Source organism: Pseudomonas sp. BP01 (assembly GCF_022760795.1).
GTDB lineage: Bacteria > Pseudomonadota > Gammaproteobacteria > Pseudomonadales > Pseudomonadaceae > Aquipseudomonas > Aquipseudomonas putida_Q.
The window spans coordinates 1-22,630 of the sequence record NZ_JAFBKA010000048.1 but is presented as its reverse complement, the minus strand read 5'-3'; the positions used below and the strand labels follow the sequence as shown (position 1 = coordinate 22,630).

19 protein-coding genes are annotated in these 22,630 nt (G+C 62.6%); 12 read left to right on the top strand and 7 right to left on the bottom strand.

Annotated elements, in window-relative coordinates; genetic code table 11:
* Nucleotides 1–60 precede the first annotated feature (60 nt).
* From JOY50_RS27380 to csiR, 3 genes are all read right to left on the bottom strand, one after another.
* Nucleotides 61–1,452, bottom strand: coding sequence for a HAMP domain-containing sensor histidine kinase (locus JOY50_RS27380; protein WP_132843388.1), 1,392 nt, complete (start codon nt 1,450–1,452; stop codon nt 61–63).
* The gene (locus JOY50_RS27375) at nt 1,430–2,110 is read right to left on the bottom strand and encodes a response regulator transcription factor (RefSeq protein WP_012272507.1); all 681 of its coding nucleotides are present in this window, start codon (nt 2,108–2,110) and stop codon (nt 1,430–1,432) included. Before JOY50_RS27375 ends, JOY50_RS27380 begins: the two co-directional genes overlap by 23 nt.
* A gap of 201 nt (nt 2,111–2,311) precedes the next feature.
* Nucleotides 2,312–3,007 carry a DNA-binding transcriptional regulator CsiR gene (csiR, locus tag JOY50_RS27370; RefSeq protein WP_028613037.1) on the bottom strand — a complete coding sequence of 232 codons (696 nt, stop codon included), beginning with the start codon at nt 3,005–3,007 and terminating at the stop codon, nt 2,312–2,314.
* 195 nt (nt 3,008–3,202) lie between these two features.
* On the opposite strand from csiR, the gene glaH reads away from it, so the two are divergent.
* The 6 genes from glaH to proP all read left to right on the top strand — a co-directional run bounded on the left by glaH (nt 3,203) and on the right by proP (nt 10,907).
* Nucleotides 3,203–4,180, top strand: a complete 978-nt coding sequence (glaH, locus tag JOY50_RS27365) for a glutarate dioxygenase GlaH (RefSeq protein ID WP_132843386.1) — start codon at nt 3,203–3,205, stop codon at nt 4,178–4,180.
* 114 nt (nt 4,181–4,294) lie between these two features.
* Nucleotides 4,295–5,545 carry an L-2-hydroxyglutarate oxidase gene (gene lhgO / locus JOY50_RS27360; RefSeq protein WP_132843384.1) on the top strand — a complete coding sequence of 417 codons (1,251 nt, stop codon included), beginning with the start codon at nt 4,295–4,297 and terminating at the stop codon, nt 5,543–5,545.
* A 151-nt stretch (nt 5,546–5,696) separates the two neighbouring features.
* Nucleotides 5,697–7,088, top strand: coding sequence for a GABA permease (gabP, locus tag JOY50_RS27355; protein ID WP_028613034.1), 1,392 nt, complete (start codon nt 5,697–5,699; stop codon nt 7,086–7,088).
* Between the two features lie 87 nt (nt 7,089–7,175).
* Nucleotides 7,176–8,069 carry a PA4780 family RIO1-like protein kinase gene (locus JOY50_RS27350; protein ID WP_028613033.1) on the top strand — a complete coding sequence of 298 codons (894 nt, stop codon included), beginning with the start codon at nt 7,176–7,178 and terminating at the stop codon, nt 8,067–8,069.
* A 200-nt stretch (nt 8,070–8,269) separates the two neighbouring features.
* The gene (gene hemB / locus JOY50_RS27345; RefSeq protein WP_132843381.1) at nt 8,270–9,244 is read left to right on the top strand and encodes a porphobilinogen synthase; all 975 of its coding nucleotides are present in this window, start codon (nt 8,270–8,272) and stop codon (nt 9,242–9,244) included.
* Nucleotides 9,245–9,404: 160 nt separating this feature from the next.
* Nucleotides 9,405–10,907: a glycine betaine/L-proline transporter ProP gene (gene proP, locus JOY50_RS27340; RefSeq protein WP_132843379.1), complete on the top strand. Its 1,503-nt coding sequence runs from the start codon at nt 9,405–9,407 to the stop codon at nt 10,905–10,907.
* On the opposite strand, the gene JOY50_RS27335 is transcribed toward proP, so the two are convergent.
* The 4 genes from JOY50_RS27335 to JOY50_RS27320 form a co-directional block, all read right to left on the bottom strand.
* Nucleotides 10,908–11,609: a YoaK family protein gene (locus tag JOY50_RS27335; protein ID WP_138737003.1), complete on the bottom strand. Its 702-nt coding sequence runs from the start codon at nt 11,607–11,609 to the stop codon at nt 10,908–10,910.
* A gap of 9 nt (nt 11,610–11,618) precedes the next feature.
* Entirely contained in the window at nt 11,619–12,248 is a 630-nt protein-coding gene (locus JOY50_RS27330) for a riboflavin synthase subunit alpha (protein ID WP_243056120.1), read from the bottom strand.
* A gap of 112 nt (nt 12,249–12,360) precedes the next feature.
* Nucleotides 12,361–14,427, bottom strand: coding sequence for a maltose alpha-D-glucosyltransferase (gene treS, locus JOY50_RS27325; protein WP_132843373.1), 2,067 nt, complete (start codon nt 14,425–14,427; stop codon nt 12,361–12,363).
* Between the two features lie 226 nt (nt 14,428–14,653).
* Nucleotides 14,654–15,571 (bottom strand): LysR family transcriptional regulator, encoded by a 918-nt coding sequence (locus JOY50_RS27320; RefSeq protein ID WP_132843370.1) that lies wholly within the window; start codon nt 15,569–15,571, stop codon nt 14,654–14,656.
* 120 nt (nt 15,572–15,691) lie between these two features.
* Between JOY50_RS27320 and JOY50_RS27315 the strand changes: the two genes are divergently transcribed.
* From JOY50_RS27315 to JOY50_RS27290, 6 genes are all read left to right on the top strand, one after another.
* Nucleotides 15,692–16,450, top strand: coding sequence for a 5-oxoprolinase subunit PxpA (locus JOY50_RS27315; RefSeq protein ID WP_243056119.1), 759 nt, complete (start codon nt 15,692–15,694; stop codon nt 16,448–16,450).
* Between the two features lie 89 nt (nt 16,451–16,539).
* The gene (locus JOY50_RS27310) at nt 16,540–17,427 is read left to right on the top strand and encodes an allophanate hydrolase subunit 1 (protein WP_138737000.1); all 888 of its coding nucleotides are present in this window, start codon (nt 16,540–16,542) and stop codon (nt 17,425–17,427) included.
* The gene (locus tag JOY50_RS27305) at nt 17,424–18,395 is read left to right on the top strand and encodes a biotin-dependent carboxyltransferase family protein (RefSeq protein WP_132843366.1); all 972 of its coding nucleotides are present in this window, start codon (nt 17,424–17,426) and stop codon (nt 18,393–18,395) included. Before JOY50_RS27310 ends, JOY50_RS27305 begins: the two co-directional genes overlap by 4 nt.
* A 217-nt stretch (nt 18,396–18,612) precedes the next feature.
* Entirely contained in the window at nt 18,613–19,494 is an 882-nt protein-coding gene (gene icmH, locus JOY50_RS27300; RefSeq protein ID WP_132843364.1) for a type IVB secretion system protein IcmH/DotU, read from the top strand.
* Nucleotides 19,495–19,507: 13 nt separating this feature from the next.
* Nucleotides 19,508–21,586 carry a type VI secretion system Vgr family protein gene (locus JOY50_RS27295; protein ID WP_132843362.1) on the top strand — a complete coding sequence of 693 codons (2,079 nt, stop codon included), beginning with the start codon at nt 19,508–19,510 and terminating at the stop codon, nt 21,584–21,586.
* Nucleotides 21,583–22,506: a hypothetical protein gene (locus JOY50_RS27290; protein ID WP_132843360.1), complete on the top strand. Its 924-nt coding sequence runs from the start codon at nt 21,583–21,585 to the stop codon at nt 22,504–22,506. The genes JOY50_RS27295 and JOY50_RS27290 overlap by 4 nt, the downstream gene beginning before the upstream one ends.
* The last annotated feature ends 124 nt before the right edge of the window (nt 22,507–22,630 follow it).

Genomic DNA, 22,630 nt, shown 5'->3' with positions numbered 1-22,630 from the left:
TCACGCAGATAACCAAGGCAGCAAGCGAGCTGTTTACCCGCCGCCTGGCGGTGCCAGCCTTTACTTGGCCAGCCCCGCAAGCGGGCAGTGCAATACCAGCTTCGCACCCCCCAGCTCGCTGTCCCCAATCTCCAGCCCGAACCCATGCAGGTCGACGATCGCCGCAACGATCGACAATCCCAGCCCGAACCCGGCATGGCGATGGCCTTCATCGCTGCGATAAAACCGCTTCAGCACCGCAGTACGCTCTTCTTCGGGAATACCCGGCCCGCTGTCCTCGATAGCCAGGTGCACGCCGTTATCGTCCTGCGTTGCGCAAATCCGCACTTGCCCACCCTCGGGCGTGAACTTGATACCGTTGCCCACCAGGTTGGCCAGTGCCTCGAACAGCAGTTCTCGGTCACCGTACAGTGCCGGCAGCTGCGCGGGCTGGTGCAATTGCAGATGGATGCCGCCATCTTCGGCCAAAGGCAGGTAGAAGTCGTGCAGTTCGACCAGCAGTTCATGCGGGTCAAGCTGGACGAAACCGGCCCGGCGCTGGCGGTCTTCCAGTTCGCTGATGCGTAGCAACCCGCGAAAACGCGCCATCAGGGTGTCGGTTTCGCCGATGGCCTGGTCCAGCGCCTCGGCTTGCGCGGAGTCGACGTCGCTCTGCTGGCGAATGCGGTACAACTGGGCGCGCAGGCGTGTAAGCGGGGTACGCAGGTCATGGGCAATGTTGTCGCACACGCCCTTGACCTCATGCATCAGCCGCTCGATGCGGTCGAGCATGGCGTTGACGATGGCGGCCAGCATGTCCAGCTCGTCGCGCCGGGCCGACAAGGGCAGACGGTGGGTCAGGTCGCCGGCGACGATCAGCTCGGCCTGGGCCTGGATTGCACGGATACGCTTCAGCGGCCGGCGGCGCAACAAATACCAGCCGGCAAAGCCTGGGATCAGCGTCAAGGAGATACCCCAGAGCAGGGCATCGAGAATGATCCGGGTAACCACGAACAGTGAGCCGTTATCGCGGAACAGTACCAGCCAGCGGCCATCTTGCACTTTGATCGCCACCGCATCGCAGCTGTCGCGGGGCAGGTGTGGGTCGTCGGCATCCAGGCAGCGTTTCAACTCATGGATCTTGCCGTCCAGCCTGAGCTCCGGGGGCAGGGTACGCACACTGCCGCCAATCGGGTTGAGCTGGGTGTCGAACAGGCCATAGGCGTCGAAGCTTCGCTCCTCGAAGGCCTGGCTGGCGATCAGTGCGTCGTCCAGTTGTTTGCCGCTCATGTGCGCGAACAGGTGCTGGCGCTGCAGCATCGAATGGCGGGTGAGCTTGTTCAGGTAGCTGGACACCTCGAAGTACAGCACACCCATGAGGATGCTGCTCCAGGCCACGAACAGAAAGCTGTACAGCGCCAGCAGGCGGCTGGTGGAGGAGCTCCAGCCCTTAGACGGGTTCAGCAATGGCATAGCCGGAGCCCCGTACCGTACGGATCAGCGGCGACTGGCCGGGGGAGTCGATTTTCTTGCGCAGGCGGCCGATATGCACGTCGATCAGGTTTGTGCCGGGGTCGAAATGGTAGCCCCAGACTTCTTCGAAAATCATCATCCGCGTGATCACCTGGCCGCTGTGGCGCATCAGGTACTCCAGCAGTTTGTATTCGGTGGGCAGCAGGTTGAGCGTATTGTCACCGCGGCGCGCCTCGTGGCTGATCAGGTCCAGTTGCAGGTCGGCGACCTGCAGGCGTGTCTGGGTCATGGGCACACTGTTGCGGCGCAGCAATACCTCGACCCGTGCGGCCATTTCGTCGGAGGCAAATGGCTTGGTCAGGTAGTCGTCACCGCCGGCACGCAGGCCGCGTACCCGTTCGTCGACGTCGGAGAGGGCGCTGATCATCAGGATCGGCGTGGCGATCTTGAGGCTGCGCAAGGTAGTGACGATGGTCAGGCCATCGACCTCGGGCAGCATGCGGTCCAGGGTGATCAGGTCGTAGCCACCGGCAATGGCCTTGGCCAGGCCTTCACGGCCATTGTCGGCCCAATCCACCTCCAGGCCGTGGCTGGTAAGTTCGGCGACGATTTCCTGGCCGGTGACGGCGTCGTCTTCGATGGTCAGTACGCGAGGCATGCTGGTTCCTGGGCATCTAATAGAGATTTGATTGTGCCAAAGAATAGACAACCGGCGATTTAAGAAAAATTCATGTAGCGTCTTTTACCTGCACTGGCCTCTTCGCGGGTGAACCCGCTCCCACAAGTACAGCGGCGCTCCCCAAGATCGGTGAGGGCCCTGTGGGAGCGGGTTCACCCGCGAAGCAAGCGGCGCGGTGTTTCAGCGGGCGCCGATACCTTCAGCATGCATGATCTGCGCAATGATCGGCACCGGGGTCATCAGGTGCGAGCGCATCATGGCGCTGGCGCGCTTGGCGTCACGGGCGAGAATCACCTCGACCAGCGCCGCATGCTCCTGGCGCTTGAGCGCCAGGGCCTGTTCGGAGAACACCGTCTGCGTCAGCCACAGGTGGCGGTAGCGCTCGGCCTGGTCGAACAGGTAGGTGCGTGCCTGAAGCAGGTGCTTGGAGCCGCAGCCCGAGGCAATGGCAGTATGAAACGCCTTGTGCCGCTCGTCCCACACATCCAGGCGCTGCTCGCGGGTTTTTACTTCAACCACCTTGGCCAGGGTATGCGAGTGGGCCAGCACTGACGCCTCCCAGGCGTCGTCGCCGCGCTCGATTGCCAGGGCGATGATCATGGCCTCCAGGTTGGCGCGGGCATCGTAGATGTCGTTCATCTCGTCCAGCGACATGGGCGCCACCCGGTAGCCTTTCTGGCTGATCGCGTTGACCAGGTGCTCGGCCACTAGTTGCGACAGTGCTTCGCGCAGCGGGCCCACGCCCAGGTCGTAGCGTTCCTTCAAGGCGCTCATCAACAGTTTTTCGCCGGGCTTGAACACGCCACGGATGATGTCCTTCTTGAGCCTCTCATACCCGCTGAATGCTGAGTTTTGTCGGGGGGCGAGCGCTTCCAAGATCCTGTTCCTCAAAACGTTTTGGCGATCATACCGAAACCGTCTGCTTACGAAAAACAGTGGATAAACGGCAATACTGTAGCCTAAATATAAAAATGTAGACATTTTGCTGTAGTGGCGATATTTTTGCTTCGGCCGCACTGATCCAGGTCACAACCGGACGGCGCTCTTCACTTTATTTGCCAGGAAACTGCCATGAACGCTTTTACGCAGATCGACGAACTTGTGATGCCACTGCCGCTCGAGCCGCGTGGTTACACCATCGCCCCTTCGAAACAGTCGCCGCGCCTGCTTGAACTGACCTTCGCCCCCGAAACCGTCGAAGCGTTTGTCCAGGCCGTTGCCGAGTGGCCGGTGCAGGCGCTGGAGTACAAGTCGTTCCTGCGTTTCCGGCTGGGTGAAATCCTTGACGAACTGTGCCAGGGCACCCTGCGCCCGGTGCTGCTCAACACCATCCTTGATCGCGCCACCGGCGGCATGCTGATTACCCCGTTGGGCCTGGATGACGTAAGCCAGGCAGAGGACATGGTCAAGTTCACTACCGCTTGCGCGCATCTGATCGGCCGTTCCAACTACGACGCCATGAGCGGCCAGTTCTATGCACGCTTTGTGGTGGTCAATTCCGACAACTCCGACAGCTACCTGCGTCAGCCGCATCGGGTGATGGAGTTGCACAACGACGGCACTTTCGTGAACCAGATCACCGATTACGTGCTGATGCTGAAGATCGACGAAAAGAACATGGAAGGCGGGAATTCGCTGCTGCTGCACCTGGACGACTGGGAGCAGTGCGAGGAATTCTTCCGCCACCCTATGGCCCGCCGCGAAATGCGCTGGACCGCACCGCCGAGCAAGAAGGTGGCCGAAGATGTGTTCCACTCTGTGTTCGACACCGACGGCGAAGGTCGCCCGACCATGCGCTACATTGACCAGTTCGTGCAGCCGGAAAACTACGAAGAAGGCATCTGGCTGAACGCCCTGTCCGATTCGCTGGAAGGCAGCGCGAAGAAGGTTTCGGTGCCGGTGGCGGTTGGCAGCTTCCTGCTGATCAACAACCTGTTCTGGCTGCACGGTCGCGACCGCTTCACCCCGCATGAGGGCCTGCGCCGTGAGCTGATGCGCCAGCGGGGTTACGTCGCCTTCCCCAAACCGCTGTACCAGCGCGGGCAATAATGACAGGGCGCAGGGTGGGCGCCCGCCCATGCGTCGTTGCACAACATGATGCCACCAGGGCCCGCGCGGGCCTTGGTGGGCGAGCCAGGCAACGCCTGCGTGTGAGGTAAGGCTGTGTACGATTTCATCATTATTGGCGGCGGCATTGTGGGCATGTCCACGGCCATGCACCTGATCAAGGTCTACCCGGACGTAAAGATTCTCCTGCTGGAGAAGGAGTCCGGCCCGGCCCGCCACCAGACCGGTCACAACAGCGGCGTGATCCACGCTGGCGTGTACTACACCCCCGGCAGCCTCAAGGCGCGCTTCTGCCTGGAAGGCAACAAGGCCACCAAGGCCTTCTGCACCCAGCACGGCATCCCTTTCGATGAGTGCGGCAAGCTGCTGGTGGCCACCAACGAGCTGGAAATGCAGCGCATGAAGGCGCTGTGGGAGCGTACCGCGGCCAACGGCCTGGAGCGCCACTGGCTGTCGGCCGACGAACTGCGCGAGCGCGAGCCCAATATCGTGGGAATGGGGGGCATCTTCGTGCCGTCCAGCGGCATCGTCAATTACGCCCAAGTGACTGCTGCGATGGGCGCTGAATTCCAGCGTGCCGGCGGCGAAATCCGCTATGGGGCAGAGGTGGTCGGCCTGCAGGAACAAGCCAGCGAAGTGATCGTGCGCACGCAGCGCGACGAGTTCCGTAGCCGTTTCCTGGTGACCTGTTCGGGCCTGATGGCCGACCGCGTGGTCAGCATGCTGGGCCTGCGCACCGAGTTTGTCATCTGCCCGTTCCGGGGCGAGTACTACTTGCTGCCCAAGCAGCACAACCAGATCGTCAACCACCTGATCTACCCGATCCCCGACCCGTCGATGCCGTTTTTGGGCGTGCACCTGACCCGCATGATCGACGGCACCGTCACGGTTGGCCCCAACGCCGTACTGGCGATGAAGCGCGAGGGCTACCGCAAGACCGACGTCAGCCCCAGCGACCTGTTCCAGACCCTGACCACCCCCGGCATTCTCAAGGTGCTGGCGAAGAACTTCCGCCCGGGCCTGATCGAGATGAAAAACTCGCTGTTCAAGGGCGGCTACCTCAAGCAGGTGCAGAAGTACTGCCCGAGCATCACCAAGGCCGACCTCACGCCTTACCCGGCCGGTGTGCGCGCCCAGGCGGTTTCGCGCGACGGCAAGCTGATCGACGACTTCCTGTTCGTCAACACCGCACGCAGCGTCAACGTGTGCAATGCACCGTCGCCGGCCGCCACCTCGGCCATCCCGATCGGCGCCTACATCGTCGAGAAGGTGTGTGAGCAGGTCACCCGTGCAGGTGGCAGCGTCCCCAAGGCGGACCTGGCGGCCAGCCAGCGTGCGGCCAGCTGACACCGCCCTGATACGTTCTGCGGTTTCCTTTTACTCAACCCGGACTGCCCTGTTCACCGTTCAGGGCAGGGCGGGCTTTTTCGCGCCTGCGTCGGCGACCGTGCAGCCGGCGGCCCCAGCGTGGGCATGACAAAAACAACAAGGTAGTGCCATGCAAACCCACAAGAACAATTTGAGTCATGGATTGAAATCACGGCATGTCACCATGCTGTCCATTGCCGGTGTGATCGGCGCCGGCCTGTTCGTTGGCTCTGGTCGTGCCATTGCTGAAGCAGGGCCGGCCACCATTCTGGCCTATATACTGGCCGGTGGCCTGGTGGTGCTGGTGATGCGCATGCTGGCCGAGATGGCGGTGGCTTCGCCGGATACCGGTTCGTTTTCCACCTATGCTGATCTCGCCATCGGCAAGTGGGCGGGCTACACCATCGGTTGGCTGTACTGGTGGTTCTGGGTGCTGATCATTCCCATCGAAGCCAACATTGCCGCCACCATCATCAATTCCTGGGTCCCGCAGATGGAGATCTGGGTATTGTCGTTGGTGATTACCTTGTTGCTGACCGCCACCAACCTGTTCAGCGTGAAGAACTATGGCGAGTTCGAGTTCTGGCTGGCACTGGTAAAAGTGGTGGCGATCGTCGCGTTCATTGCACTTGGCGTGTGCGCCATTTTCGGCCTGCTGCCCGGTTCCGGTGTCAGCGGTGTCTCGCGCCTCTGGGATACCGGTGGTTTCATGCCCAATGGTTTCGGTGCGGTGCTGAGCGCCATGCTGATCACCATGTTCTCGTTCCTCGGCGCCGAGGTGGTGACCATTGCCGCAGCCGAATCCTCTGATGCGGGCAAGCATATTTCCAAGGCCACCAATTCGGTGATCTGGCGGATCACCTTGTTCTACATCCTGTCGATTTTCATCGTCATCGCGCTGGTACCCTGGACTGATCCGCGCCTGGCGACCGAAGGTTCCTATGTCACGGTGCTGGATACCCTGGGCGTGGCGAATGCCAAGGCAATCATCGATTTTGTGGTGTTGACTTCGGTGACCAGTTGCCTGAACTCGTCGCTGTATACCGCTTCGCGCATGGTCTACTCGCTGAGCCGCCGCGGAGATGCACCGGCCTGCGCCCAGGTGACCAGCCGCAGTGGCACGCCTGTGGTAGCGGTACTGCTATCCACTGGCGCGGCATTTTTGGCCGTGATCGCCAATTACCTGGTGCCGGCCAAGGTGTTCGGCTTCCTCATGGCCAGCTCGGGGGCCATTGCCTTGCTGGTGTACCTGGTCATCGCGATTTCCCAGCTGCGCCTGCGCCAGCGCCTGACCGCGCAGGGCAAGACCCTGGGTTACCGCATGTGGCTGTTCCCGTGGCTCACTTGGGGTGTGATCGTATTCATCTGCAGCGTGCTGGTCGTGATGCTGCTGCGTCCGGACCATCGCCTGGAAGTGGTGTCGACCATGGTGTTGGCTGTGTTGGTGGTGTGTTCCGGCTTGCTGGTCACGCGCCGGCGGGCGCGCGGGGTGCCGATCAACAGCTTAGGGCAGGGCGCCTGATCAGCCTGGGCTGAAGACAGACGAGCAAGTCGTCCCCGGCTGTGAGAGGATGTCCACCATCACAGCCAGGACCCCGAACACAGCCTGATGAAGACACCCAAAAGAATCGAACCCCTGATCGAAGACGGCCTGGTCGACGAAGTACTGCGGCCGTTGATGAGTGGCAAGGAGGCCGCCGTGTACGTGGTGCGCTGCGGCAACCAGGTGCGCTGCGCCAAGGTCTATAAAGAGGCCAACAAGCGCAGTTTCCGCCAGGCCGCCGAGTACCAGGAAGGCCGCAAGGTACGTAACAGTCGCCAGGCCCGGGCCATGGCCAAAGGCAGCAAGTTCGGCCGTAAAGAAGCCGAAGATGCCTGGCAGAACGCCGAAGTTGCGGCATTGTTCCGCCTGGCCAGTGCGGGTGTGCGGGTGCCCAAGCCCTACGACTTCCAGGACGGCGTGCTGTTGATGGAGCTGGTGACCGATGCCGATGGCGACGCTGCCCCGCGCCTGAACGACGTGCACCTGGAAGCCGAGGAAGCCCGCACGTTCCACGCCTTTGTCATTCGTCAGATCGTACTGATGCTTTGTGCGGGGCTGGTGCACGGTGACCTATCCGAGTTCAACGTGCTGCTCGGCCCGGACGGGCCGGTGATCATCGATTTGCCGCAGGCCGTGGATGCAGCCGCTAACAACCACGCTTTCAGCATGCTCCAGCGCGATGTGGATAACATGGCCCATTATTTCGGGCGCTTTGCCCCAGAGCTGAAAAGCACCCGGTATGCGCAGGAAATGTGGGCGCTGTTCGAGGCCGGTGATTTGCTGCCCGACAGCCCGTTGACTGGGGTGTTCGCAGATGACGAACATGAAGCTGACGTGTCCGGGGTAATGCGCGAAATCGACGCCGCCCGGCTGGATGATGCACGCCGCCGTGCAGCGCGTGACGAGGCTGAGCATGGCGCGGTCAAGGCAGAGGAGCCCACGCCGCCCTGGTTGCAATAAGGCGTTGCAGGCGCCTCACATCTTTGTGGGGCTTTCCCGAAGCTGTGCTGTCTCTGCGTGAGCGGGTTCACCCGCGGAGGGGCCGGCACAGGCAAACCCGGCCATTACCATTGACGCAAGACACAATCTCGTCATTTAGCCTTTTCACTGGCGCGCGACAGGCATAAGGTATACGCCGTTCAAAATGCCCTGGAGCTGTCATGTCCAACCAATTTCCGTCCGTTCGTCCACGCCGCCTGCGCCAGAACGAGTCCCTGCGCACGATCTTCCAGGAAACCGAATTCCGCCTGGAAGACCTGATCCTGCCGATCTTCGTCGAAGAGGGCATCGATGACTTCGTGCCGATCTCCAGCATGCCTGGGGTCAACCGCATCCCCGAGAAGCTGCTGGCCCAGGAAATCGAGCGTTATGCCCGTGCCGGTATCAAGTCGGTGATGACCTTTGGCGTGTCGCACAACCTGGACGCCACCGGCAGCGACACCTGGAACGAAAACGGCCTGGTCGCGCGCATGTCGCGCATCTGCAAGGACACCGTGCCGGAAATGGTGGTGATGTCCGACACCTGCTTCTGCGAATACACCAGCCACGGCCACTGCGGCGTGCTGCATGACCATGGTGTGGACAACGACGCCACCTTGGCCAACCTGGGCAAGCAGGCGGTCATCGCCGCCGCTGCCGGTGCCGACTTCATCGCTCCGTCGGCAGCAATGGACGGCCAGGTACAGGCCATCCGTAGCGCGCTTGATGGTGCCGGTTTCCGCGACACCGCGATCATGGCCTACTCCACCAAGTTCGCCTCGTCGCTGTATGGCCCGTTCCGTGAAGCCGGCGGTACCACGCTGAAGGGCGACCGCAAGAGCTACCAGATGAACCCGATGAACCGCCGCGAAGCAGTGCGCGAATCGCTGCTGGACGAGCAAGAGGGTGCGGATGTGCTGATGGTCAAGCCAGCTGGCGCCTACCTTGACGTGATCGCCGACATCCGCGCTGCCTCGCGCCTGCCGTTGGCGGCGTACCAGGTGAGTGGCGAGTACGCGATGATCAAGTTCGGCGGCCTTGCGGGCGCCATCGATGAAGGCCGGGTGGTGCGTGAAAGCATCGGCGCGATCAAGCGTGCCGGTGCCGACCTGATCCTGACCTACTTCGCCATGGACCTGGCGCGCGAAGGTATCTGAGGCCTGGCCTTCGGTAAAACAAGCCGCTGCAGTTGCAGCGGCTTTTCTTTGTGCGCGGTGGGTGAGGCGGCGCAAACGCACAAAAAATCAGTAAGCGCTGAATTATTTAGTGTCCCGTTGTATCTGATCCCTTAGAGCATTCATCGACAGGGATACGGGTATGAAACCTCGCAAGAAAAAAGTCCAGCCAATCGGCCTGAAGGACATTACCATCGTCGACGACGCCAAGATGAAGAAGGCGATTACCGCTGCCGCACTGGGCAATGCGATGGAGTGGTTCGACTTTGGCGTTTACGGCTTCGTGGCTTATGCCCTGGGCAAGGTGTTTTTCCCCAACGCCGACCCCAGCGTGCAGATGATCGCGGCGCTGGCCACCTTCTCGGTGCCGTTCCTGATTCGGCCATTGGGCGGGCTGTTTTTCGGCGCCTTGGGCGACAAGTTCGGGCGGCAGAAAATCCTCGCGGCGACCATCGTCATCATGTCGCTCAGCACCTTTGCCATCGGCCTGATACCGTCTTATGCCAGCATCGGCATCTGGGCACCGATCCTGTTGTTGCTGGCCAAGATGGCCCAGGGCTTTTCGGTGGGCGGCGAGTACACCGGCGCCTCGATCTTCGTGGCCGAATACGCCCCCGACCGCAAACGCGGTTTTCTCGGTAGCTGGCTGGACTTCGGCTCGATTGCCGGCTTTGTGCTAGGCGCGGGCGTGGTGGTGCTGATTTCCACCATTCTGGGCGAAGAAAAGTTCCTTGAATGGGGCTGGCGCCTGCCGTTCTTCCTGGCCCTGCCGTTGGGCATCATCGGCCTTTACCTGCGCCATGCGCTGGAAGAAACACCTGCGTTCCAGCAGCATGTCGACAAGCTGGAGCAGGGCGACCGCGAAGGCCTGGCCTCCGGGCCCAAGGTGTCGTTCAAGGAAGTGGCCACACAGCACTGGCGCAGCCTGGTGACCTGCATCGGCGTGGTGATTGCCACCAACGTCACCTACTACATGCTGCTCACCTACATGCCCAGCTACCTGTCGCACAACCTGCATTACAGCGAAGACCATGGCGTGCTGATCATCATTGCGATCATGGTCGGCATGCTGTTCGTGCAGCCGGTGATCGGCCTGCTCAGCGACAAGTTCGGCCGCCGGCCGTTCATCATCGTGGGCAGTGTCGGCCTGTTTGCCCTGGCCATTCCGGCGTTCATGCTGATCAACAGCGGCGTGCTGGGGGTGATTTTTGCCGGGCTGCTGATCATTGCCGTGCTGCTGAACTTCTTCATCGGTGTAATGGCCTCGACGCTGCCCGCGATGTTCCCTACGCACATCCGCTACAGCGCGCTGGCGGCCGCTTTCAACATTTCGGTGCTGATCGCCGGGCTTACCCCCACCGTCACAGCCTGGCTGGTGGAAAGCACTGGCGACCTGTACATGCCGGCCTACTACCTGATGGTGATCGCTGCTATTGGCCTGCTGACCGGGTTGACCATGAAGGAAACCGCCAACAAGCCGCTGCGCGGCGCGGCACCGGCGGCGTCGGACATCGAGGAAGCGCGTGAGCTGTTGCAGGAGCACCACGACAACATCGAGCAGAAGATCGAGGACATCGATGCGCAGATCGCCGAGCTGGAAGCCAAGCGCCAGACCCTGGCACAGCAGCACCCGCGCATCGATTGATCAGCGCGGCATGTAGCCACGCTGCCAGGCGCGTGGGATGAACCGCGACACCAGGGCCAGCACACAGGCCAGCGCGCAGCTGCCAGCCAGTGCCTGCAGGCCCAGGCGCTGCTGCAACCAGGCGCCCAACGCGGCCCCCAGCAGCATGCCGGCCCAGGGCACCAGCTGCACCCGCCAGCCGTTGCGCCGCTCGCCCAGCAGCCAACGGCCCAGGCCACGGCCAAAGCGGGACAGGGCCCCGGTGACGTAAGTCAGACCGATGGGCAGGCCGTTCACCTGCTCAACCACGGCATTGATCATGCCCATGGCCAGCGTGGCGGCCAATAAAGCCGGAAAGGTGGCTGCAAATGGCCAGGCGGCCGCAAACGCCAGCAGCACGGCGACCATCAGCAACACAGGCCAGGCCCGACGGCGCAAGCCACGGGCCAGCAGCACGCCCAGCGCATTGCCAGCGACAAAGCCCAGTATCGCGCCACTCAGGCGCAGCACCAGGGCCAGGTCTGCCTCACTGATGGCCACGGCCAGGCGTGTGGTATTGCCACTCATGAACGACACGAAGTCGCCCAGCGCTAGCAGGCCGATAGCATCGGTCATGCCAGCCAGCACCGACAAACCGGCGACCAGGCCAAGGCCGACCCGGCCACGCAACACTTGCAGGCGTAGCCGCGTGGCCGTGCGCGCGGGGAGGGCGTTGGGCAGCATGGGCAGGCCTCAGGGCAGCAGTTTTTCGCGGGCCAGAGTGCCTTTGATGGTGCGCTCCACCACATCGACCAGCACCATGGTCTGGTGATCGACCTCGATATTGAGCTGTTCGCCGGCCTTGTAGCTGGCAAAAGTGGTCTGGCGCAGGGTTTCCGGGATCAGGTTGATGGTGATGACGTTGTCGTCGACATCGGCGACGGTCAGGCTGCAGCCATTGACCCCGATGAAACCGCGCGGGAACACGTACTTGCCCCATTCCGGCGGCATGCGGAACTTGATGAAGGCGCCGGTTTCCTTGATCGACAGTTCGACGATTTCGGCGGTGGTGGCGATGTGGCCGGCCATCAGGTGGCCACCGACTTCGGCGTTCATTTTCGCCGAACGTTCGATGTTGACCCCCTGGCCCGCCTTGAAGAAGCGCAGGTTGGTGCGTTCGAGGGTGGCGGTCATGGCGTCGAATTTGACTTGCGTGCCGGCGATTTCGGTGACCGACAGGCAGGTGCCTTCGACACTGACGCTGGCGCCGATCTTCAGCTCGTCGAGCAGCTCCGGGGTGAGGTCGATGGTGAACTGCTTGTGGCCCGGGTGGGTGGCCACATCAAGCAGAGGGCGGACGGCCTGGACGATGCCGGTGTACATGGAGTTGCTCCTGGGCACGGAAAAGAAACTTTCCGAACGCTATGCCCCTGGAGCGGTAAATGCAAGACCGGCCTCTCCCACGGCTACTGCACCGCCTTAGCTGCGGCGCCCGTTACACATGAGCGCTGCTGTTGACGATGCGCAGGCACAGCGCCTCGTACGGATCCAGGTTCACCAGCAATCGCCCATCCTCGGTCAGGTCCCCTTCGACCGTTTCATTGATCATGTCCACTACCGTCCCGGGCGTGAACCCGGTCAGCTGCAACTCCTCGGCAATCGCTGCCTGGCCAAAGTTCAGTGCGCTGATCTGGATACCGCGCCCGGCTGGCAGTTCGTGCACCATCACCAGCAACCCTGGGCTGCTGACCTCAGGCACCAGCACCTGGCGGCTGGTGGCTATGCCGTAGGCCTGCCGCACAGCCAGTAGCTTCTTCACCTTGCAGGCAAATGAATCAGCGTTTTCCAGCTGGCTGTCGAGGCTGCCATACAGTGCCCTGGCCCGTGGCATGCCACGCACCGATACCTCCGCCTGTGGGTCGAGACCGGCCAGGTCATAACCGCCCCGGTGAATCCAGCGGGTATCGCCATCCAGCATCCGCTGCGCGACTGCTTCGGCGGGCAAGGGCAGGGCACCGACCAGGTCCCAGCCAGATAGCGCGACCACCCCTGGCTGCATGGCGTTGTACATGACCAGCAGCAGGTGCACTTTCTGGATCAGCTCGATGTCTGCTGCACCGATTTGCTCAAGGTCGCGGATGCCCAGGGCTGCGGTGATCAGGCTGGCCGTGGTACAGGCGATGCCATTGGTCACGAAGCGCAGGTTGTAGGGCGCGTGCTCGCCCGAGAGGCGTTCGTAGATCTCTTCGCGGACATGCTCACGCAGGATGCTGCCGGGCAAGGTCTGGCCCTTGTACAGGTACATGTCGTGGGCGTGCAGGGTCCAGAAGTGCACCAGTTCCACGGTCAGCTCGTCGTGGTTTTGAAGGGCATGGATCAGCGAGGCCGGGTCGATGCCGAAGGCGTGCATTTCCTTGAGCATCAGGCGCAGGAACTCAGTGTCACCGGTCAGCAGTGCATGCTGATAGGCCGGCCGGGTGATGAAGTCGTAGGACAGGTCGGCCCCGCCCTTGGACATCTGCGCGATGTCGTCCAGGGTCAGGTTCAGTTCCTGGAAGCTGAAGCCGCCCGCCTTGCGGATCATGCCGCCGATCAACTGGTTGCCGACGATCGACAGTGGGTGGCTCTCCGACCAGGCTGTGCCGCTGGCCCGCGTTTCCACGCCGAGAAAACCGTTGGCGTCCAGACGCAGGCCGCGCGCGCCCAGGCAGTCCAGGGCGTGCAGGGCATCGCCAATGATCATTTGCTGGGCAGCGAAGGTCGGGTCCAGCCAGTTCAGCGAGGGTTGGCCGTCCTTGAAGTAGTGCAGGTATACCCAGCGACGGGTTTTGCCATCGACACCGGTGATGGGCGGCGTGACGCTCCAGTCGGTTTCCTTCACACCGGGCTCGAAGAAGATCACCCGTTGCAACTGGCCGACGATGTAATGGCGGGCTTTGAGCTCGTCGCACTGGGCCGGCAGCAGGTTGAGCGAATCGCGGCCGGTGGGCACCTCTGGCAGTAGCGGCCAGTCTTCTTCGCGGATTTCGACCATGTGGTACAGCCCCGGGTAAGGGCCGTGGGCCATCTCGGCCAAGCGGAAGTCGGCACCTTTGCCGGTGTGCGATGGGATCAGGTCGTCGATGGTCACGGCATTGTGCGCGGCGGCCATGCGGCTCATCTGCACCAGTTCCTGTTCGCTGCCGTACAGCGGGTCGATATCGAAGCTGATGCGGTCGAAGTTACCGTCAACGCTGGGCGTGAGTTCGCGGCCACGGATGCCGCCGGACAACTTGATGGGGCCTGTGTGCAGGCCTTGGATGCCGATCTCTGACAGCCGTTTCCACAGGGCTTCGTGGGCAAGCGCACCGAGCACGGAACAGTCTTGTGGGGCGATGATGGCGTCGGGGTAGACGGTCAACCAGACCGAGGCGATTTCGGTGGCGCGGCGTGGCTGGGCTTCGGCGTAGGGCTGCTGCCACAGGCGTGACTGCCCTGAATACAGGCTGGCACGCGCCTGGGAAGCCTTGAGCATGGCGCGGTCTTCGAGCCATTTGACGTATGACGGGTCGGGCTGGGTCATTTCGCGTCCTCTTTGCGTGTCGGCACCGGCTCAGGTTATGACGGCATTGTGGCCTGATCGTTCGGCTGAAACCTGTGATGGCCTCTTCGCGGGTAAACCCGCTCCCACATTGACCGCGTCGCACCAGGGGGCGGTGGCTTATTCAGGTAGCCACTGTTCTCAAGGCCGGTGCAGTAGCTGTGGGAGCGGGTTTACCCGCGAAGAGGCCGGCCCTGCTAGCACACCCTCAGCGCCGGGCGGACAACTGCTGGGGCGCCAGAAACGCATCATGGAAGTAATCGCGCACGGCCTGCATCGCCGGGCTGAATGCCCGCTCACGGTGCCAGGCCAGCCCTACACTCATAGGTGTCACCGGGTCGCTGATGGTCACCGTCTCGATGCGCTTGCCCTCCAGTGACCAAGGGCGGTGCACCAGATCTGACAAGACCGCCACACCACTGCCATTGGCAACCATGCTGCGCACGGCTTCCACCGAACTGGTCCGCACCCGCACGCTCGGGCGCTGCCCGGCCAGTTCCCAATAACGCATGGCGCTTTGCTCGGCCTCGTCTACGGTCAGCAGGATGAACGGTTCGCAGGCCACATCGGCCAGGCTTACCGCCGAGCGCTCGCACAGCGGGTGGTGGCCGGGCAGCCATAGCCGGCGCTCGGAGTTGAACAGGGTTTCGGAGACGATGTCGGGGTGAGTGAGGTTGGCCGTGAGCACAACCGCCATGTCGAAACGCCCCTCCAGCAAACCTTGCTCGATGGCGCTGCGCTCCTGTTCGTACAGCTCCAGGGTCACATCCGGGTGCCAGTGTTCCAGGCGCTGCAGGTGGTGTGGCAGGAAGTAGCCGATCACTGTGTAGCTTGCCGCCAGGCGCAGCAGGCCGCTGGCGCGCACGTTCGGCAGCGGGCTGTTCAGCGCGTCGTCAACACTGCGCAGAATCACGTAGGCGCGGTTCAGGAAGTGCCGGCCAGCCTCGGTCAGGCTCATGCCTTGGGCCGAGCGCTGGAACAGCAGCACGCCAAGCATGGCTTCCAGTTCCTTGATTGCCGTGGTCACCGCCGACTGGGAGATGTTCAGGTGGATGGCTGCCTGGGAAATCTGGCCGATCTCGGCGGTGGCAACGAAGTAGCGGACCTGCCGCAGGGTCAGTGACACGGTTGGCTCCTGGGGTATCTGATTTTCAGAATACACCCTATCTGTTTATAGATCTTCCCAAGGGGATAAGGAGAATCTAACGTGGCTTGCATGCAGTCACAAGCACCAGGAGAGACAGTCATGCAGGTGGTGGATTTCAACTCGGACATGGGTGAGGGATTTGGTCCGTGGACCATTGGCGACGGCGTCGACAACGAGCTGATGGGCTACATAAGCACGGCAAACATCGCCACGGGCTTTCATGCTGGCGACCCCGGTACCATGCGCCGTACCGTTGAGCGGGCCAAGGCCCTGGGCGTGGCGGTGGGTGCGCACCCGGGTTTTCGTGACCTTGTCGGCTTCGGTCGCCGGCACATCAACGCGCCAGCCCAGGAACTGGTCGACGACATGCTCTACCAGCTGGGTGCACTGCGCGAAATTGCCCGTGCCCAAGGGGTACGCCTGCAGCACATCAAGCCGCACGGTGCGCTGTACATGCACCTGGCGCGTGACGAGGAAGCTGCCCGCCTGCTGGTGGAAAACCTGCGGGTGATAGAGCCGGAGCTGCTGTTGTACTGCATGCCGGGTTCGTTGATCTGCCGTATTGCCCAAGCGCTTGGCCAGCCGGTGGTTCGCGAGTTCTACGCCGACCGTGAGTACGACCTGAGCGGCTCGATCGTGTTCACCCGCAATGTGCGCGGCCATGAGCCCAACGCGGTTGCCGAGCGCGTATTGCGGGCATGCCAGCAGGGCCTGGTGCGCACGGTCGAGGGGCAGGACCTGGCCATCGAATTCGATTCCATCTGCCTGCACAGTGACACCCCCGGCGCTCTCGACCTGGTCGAGGCCACGCGCAGGGCGCTGGACGCGGCCGGTATTGTGGTGCGCGCGCCACGCTGAGCCCGTGAGGCATCCGTCTGGCACAAGCCGGAGCCCGTGTATTTTTTTTCGCCTGCCTTTCTATAAAGATTCCAAGAAAAGGAACAGTCATGGCCGAACCGCTTGCTACAACCCCGATCCGCTACAGCTTCGGCGCAGACGAGCACCTGTTTGCCGAAGTCAGCGACAGCATGTCGCTGGAAGCGTTTTTCAAGGGCATGGCCGTCACCCGCGCCGTTGAACGGCTGGCTCTGGATGGCGTGCTGGACGTGTGCCTGGCAAATGCCTCGTTCCAGATCCGCTTCGACCCCGACCGCATTGCGCCGCAGGCGCTGCTTGAAGCGGTGCAAGGTGCCGAGGCCGAGGCTGTGGCCGAGCGCTCTTTGCAGACGCGGATCATCGAGATCCCGGTGCTGTACAACGACCCCTGGACCCATGAAACCCTGATGCGTTTCCGAGACCGCCACCAGGACCCGGCCAGCACCGACCTGGAATACGCGGCGCGCATCAATGGGCTGGCCGATGTCGACGCCTTCATTGCCGCCCACAGTGGTGCGCCCTGGTTCGTGTCGATGGTCGGTTTCGTGGCCGGCCTGCCGTTCATGTTCCAGATGGTCGAGCGCGAGCGGCAGTTGCAGGTGCCTAAATACCTGCGCCCGCGTACCGACACGCCCAAACTCACCCTAGGCCATGGCGGTTGCTTCGGTTGCATCTACTCGGTACGCGGTGCAGGGGGCTACCAGATGTTCGGCGTCACCCCGGCACCGATCTACGACCCTCAGCAAACACTGAACTACCTGAAGGCGCACATGGTGTTTTTCCGCCCGGGTGACATCGTGCAGTTCAAGCCCATTGATCGCCGGGCCTACGACCAGGCAGTGGCAGAGGTGGAGGAGGGCCGCTTCGACCTGCGTATTCGCCCGGTCGAGTTCTCCCTGGATGCCTTCCTTGCCGACCCGGTCGGTTACCCCAAGTCGCTGCAGGAGGTACTGGCATGATCAAGGTACTCAAACCCGGCCTGGCCACCTCGGTGCAGGACCTGGGCCGTGAAGGCTACTACCACCTGGGCATTCCGCCGTCCGGTGCACTCGACCAGTACGCCCTGCGCGCGGCCAACCACCTGGTGGGCAACCCGGCCGGCGCAGCAGCCCTTGAGTGTGCGCTGGTGGGGCCGGAGCTGGAGTTCCAGCAGGATGCGCTGGTGGCGGTCTGCGGTGCACAGATGCCCGCTTTGCTGGATGGCCGCGAGCAGCGCCCCGACACGGCATTTACCGTGCGCGCAGGGCAGGTGTTGCGCTTCGGCTTCCCCACGGCGGGCGCCCGTGCCTACCTGGCCGTTGCCGGCGGCATTGATGTACCTGAGGTGCTCGGCAGCCGTTCCACCTACGCGCTGGGGGCATTGGGCGGGTTCCAGGGGCGCAAGCTGATGGCAGGCGACGTGCTGCCGGTCGGTGTGCCCAGCGGCAAGACCCGCGCCGGCGCAAGCCTGCCCATGGCCCTGCGCCAGGCCCTGGGCGGCGAGGTGGTGGTGCGGGTGGTGCCGGGGCTGTACTTCCATCGGCTGACCGAGGCCGCAGCGCAAAGCTTCTTCACCCAGGCCTGGACAGTCGGCTCCGAAGCGGACCGTATCGGCTATCGCTACAAAGGCGGCAACGCCTTGAGCTTCCAGCCGCGGGAGCAACCGTTCGGTGCCGGCTCGGACCCGTCCAACATCGTCGACAGCTGCTACCCGATCGGTTCTATCCAGGTGCCTGCGGGGCTGGAACCGATCATCCTGCACCGTGATGCGGTGTCGGGTGGCGGCTACGCCATGATCGGCACGGTGATCAGCGCCGACCTCGACCTGATCGGCCAGATGCAGCCCAACCAACAGGCACGGTTCCTGGCGGTGAGCCTGGAGCAGGCGCTGGAGGCGCGGCGGTCGTACAAGAAGAAACTGGCCTGCCTGGCCAGGCTTTTTGGCTGAGCGCGACGCGCTTGTGGAGGGGGTGTGCGATTCCTGCAGGAGCGGAAAACCCGCTCCTGCAGGGCGCTATTCGCTAGCAGGATGTTGCCAGGGAAACGTTTGGAAACTTGATGTAGAGAAGGATCCTACAAGCATTTGGGAAGCCCCAGACTCCTTGGAGAATTGATTCCCCGATAGTGTTCATGTCTTCAGTTTTCCCGAAGACAAGGACCACTTCATGCCCGGCCCATCCGATCTGCCTCCGGTAAAACCCGACGGCGCTGTCGATGCTCATGACGCTTCAGAACGCAGCGTCTACGCGATGCTCGAAGTGCCGGAGGGCAGCGATTCACCCTATCCGGCTGACCAGGGGCAGCGAGCAGGTGACCCGGATTTTGAAGGTTACCCCGCCGACCCGGAGTTCCAGCTGCGTGGCGGCTTCGCAAACCTGATGCTCGACGCGGCAAGCCCGCTGTTCGGGCTGGTCATTCGCCTGCGCACCCTGGATGACCTGCCCAACCTCGCCTACGTGCACAAGACCGTGCAAAACCAGGTCAGCAACATTCGCGAAGAAATCCAGCAGCACGGGTACCCCATCGTGCACCAGGAAGTCTATTCCTATGCCCTGTGCCTGTACCTGGACGAGGCCGTGATGAGCCGCCCGTGGGGCAACAATTCGTGCTGGAGCCACGAGCCGCTGCTCAGCATCTTCCACGACGAAACCCAGGGCGGCGAAAAGATCTTCGTGCTGCTCGAACGGGTCATGCAGGCGCCCAAGGAATTCCAGGATGTACTGGAGTTCCTGTACTACTGCTTTTGCCTGGGCCTCAGGGGCAAGCACGCCCTGGACCCCAAGTGCGAAGAGATCATCAAAGCCTTGATCTCGCGCATGCACACGGTCATCCGCGAACTGCGTGGCCCCACGCCGGAAGAGGTGTGCGACCCCTACACCAACGTCGTTCATTGCCCCCACCGCCCGCGACGCTGGGAGTGGCCCTGGTGGAGCCCGCTGGTGATCTCCGCCGTCGCCATGGTCTGCGCCTACAGCTACTACAGCTACCGCCTCGACCTGCTCACCGCCGAAGTCCTGGAATCGCTCGACGCGATTCTGCAGCAGTAGCGGGGGACGCCACATGCCTAGCCAATCCGATTTGCGCTTTACCTTCCAGCCGCTGGTGGGCCGGAGTGAATTCGAAGTGGTGTCGTTCGAACTGGACGAAGCCATCAGCACGCCGTTCCAGCTGAAGCTGGAGCTGGTCAGTTTTGAAGACGATGTCGACTTCGGCCAGTTGCTCGACAAGCCGGTGCTGTTCACGATCTGGCGTGGCGAGCGCCCGTTGCGCTACGTGCACGGCCTGGTCAGCACCTTCAGCCAGGGTGAGACGGGCTTCCATCGCACCTGTTACCGCGCCCTGGTCGAACCCGTGCTGGCCCGCGCCGGGCTGCGCTCGAACTGGCGCATCTTCCAGCAGAAAACCGTGCCGCAGATTCTCGAGATCATGCTCAAGCGCCAGGGCATCACTGGCTACGAGCTGAAGAGCATCGACAAGCATGAGGTGCGCGAATTCTGCGTGCAGGCCGGTGAAACCGACCTCGACTTCATCGCCCGCCTGGCCGCCGAAGAGGGCTTCGTCTACCGCTTCGAGCACACGCCGAAACTGCACAGGCTGCTGATCACCGACCGGCTGTTGGGGCTGGGGCAGATCAGCCAGGGCGCCATCAAGGGCGATGAGGAGGACGAAGGCTTCTTCGAACAGGACGACATTGACCCTAACCAGGTGCTGTACCACGCCAACAGCGGCGGCGACCAGGCCAGGCCGTGCCTGCGCCACCTGCGTTACAGCGAGCAGGTGCGTACCGCGCGCCAGGTGCAGCGCGACTACACCTTCACCCACCCCGCCTACCGCCAGGAGCAGCGTGCCGATGGCAGCGACCTCAAGCACCAGTCCACCACGTACGAGCGCTTCGACTACCCCGGCCGCTACAAGCGCGGGGCCGTCGGCGCACCCTTCACCGCCACCCGCATCACAGCTTTACGCCATGACGCCCGCCTGGCCGAGGTGGAAGGCGACGACGTGCGCCTGCAGCCGGGGCTGAGCTTCACCTTGACCGAGCACCCGCGCAAAGACCTGAACATGCATTGGCGGGTAAACCGCGTGCACCACGAAGGCAGCCAGTTCACCAGCCTTCAGGAAGAGGCTGCGGGTGCCCAGCAAGGCACTCGCTACACGCAGGCAGCCGTGCTGGTGCCCGGCAGAACCGAATGGCGCCCGGCGCCGCTACCCAAGCCGCGCATCGACGGCCCGCAGATGGCGACGGTGGTGGGGCCCAAGGGCGAGGAGATCTACTGCGACCAATGGGGCCGGGTGAAGGTCAGCTTTCCCTGGGACCGGGAAAGCCAGGACAACGAGTTCAGCTCCTGCTGGGTGCGCGTGTCGCAGGGTTGGGCCGGTGGCAGCTGGGGTTCGATGGCCATTCCGCGCATTGGCCAGGACGTGATCATCCAGTACGTCGACGCCGACCCGGACCAGCCGATGATCACCGGGCGCACCTACTGTGGCAATCAGCTGCCGCCGTATGACCTGCCTAAGCACAAGACGCGCATGACCATCAAGAGCCAGACCCACAAGGGCAAAGGCTTCAACGAACTGCGTTTCGAGGATGAACTGGGCAAGGAGGAAGTGTTCATCCATGCACAGCGGGACCAGAACAACATCGTCGGCAATGATGAGACCACGCGTGTCGGGCGTAACCGTGTCGAGCAAGTCGGCCAGGATGAGCAACTGACCATCGGCAACAACTTCCGCCAGGAAACGGCGCGTGACCATATACAGTTCATCGGGCAAAACAGCCGTGTTGACATCAAGCAAGATCTGACTGAACAAGTGGGCAACAACCGTAGCGAGACAACGGGTGCCAACCAACGTGTCGTCGTTGGTAACAACAGCGAGCTTGTGATCAAAGGGGCTCAATCGATCAGCGTCGGGCAGGGGGTGCAAACACGCACGACGGTCTACCAGTTGCTGGCCAGTGAACGCATCGAGTTCAGAAGCCCTGGCGGCAGCATCGTGCTGGATGCACAGGGCATTACCATCAACGGCTTGACACTCGATCTGCAGGGGCAGACCAAGGCGGTAGCGAAGGGGGATGGCAATAGCCAGTCACTTGAGTTTACGGCTGATGGCAGTAACAAGTGCGAGGTCAAGGCATGAAGATCGAGCACCTGGCCCGCAGCCTTGAAGGGCACCATGCGGCGCATTTGCATTGCCATGTGCTGATAGACCCACTAGCGGTCACGGCTAGAAGCGACCATAACTTGCTTGCTCGACTGCGCGAAACGTTGGGCGAAGCAGCGTTGACGCGTGTGCACAGGGCCGATCTCGCCCATGCGCCTCACCTGCACCCGGTATTGGCCTGCCTGGCCTCGCCCGGATCTTTTCCCCGCAGTGACTTGCTCGAGCTGACGGCTCGTGCAGCGTACAGAGGGCTGCACCAGCACCGACGCTACTTGAGTGGCTGGCTGTTCAGCGAGGCAACACCGGCCACGGTAGCCGCCCACCTCACGGCCATGTGCCAAATACCCGATGCCAAGCGCCACGTCAACTTTTACCCAGTCTATGAACCCGTTCGCCTGGAGCTGCTCGCGGCAACGTTCAAGCAGGTCGAGCATGGCCCGTGGTGGCCGGTCAACAGCTGGTTGTTCCTGAGTAGCGGTGGAAGGTTGGCCCACCTCAAAGGGCAGAGCGGACCGCGGCACTCTTTGCCGGAGCCTGCCCAGCGGATTCAGCAGGATGTGGCGTTGGTCGAGCGCGTGCTGGCTGTCTGGAGAGTGCTGCGTGCGGGCTCGAAGGACGCGAGCCAGTGCCAGGTACCGCCATTAGCCGCCGTGCGTGTATCCAACCATATTGACGACGCACGAGCGTTGGGCCTGAGTGCAGAGGAGGACATCATGGTTTTCGCTCTTCATCACCTGTGCATCCATCCCAAGCTGAATACCGTTGCTGCAGTGCGCAGCATGGTTGAGGCAGCCGTAAACGACCGCCGTCCTCTTGCCCCAATGCTCGCTCGTTATTCTGAGGCGCAATGGTGTCGCCTGATCGATCCCCTCCCAGTAAACGAGAGGCGCTTATGACCCTCAGTCAACGTATCGCCATTGCGACAGCCGAAGCCGGGCTCCCTTCTGACCAGTGCATGGCTTGCGAACGCCAGGGCCTGCCGATCCTGCCGCTACGCCGCGCCCTGGTACCGGATACACG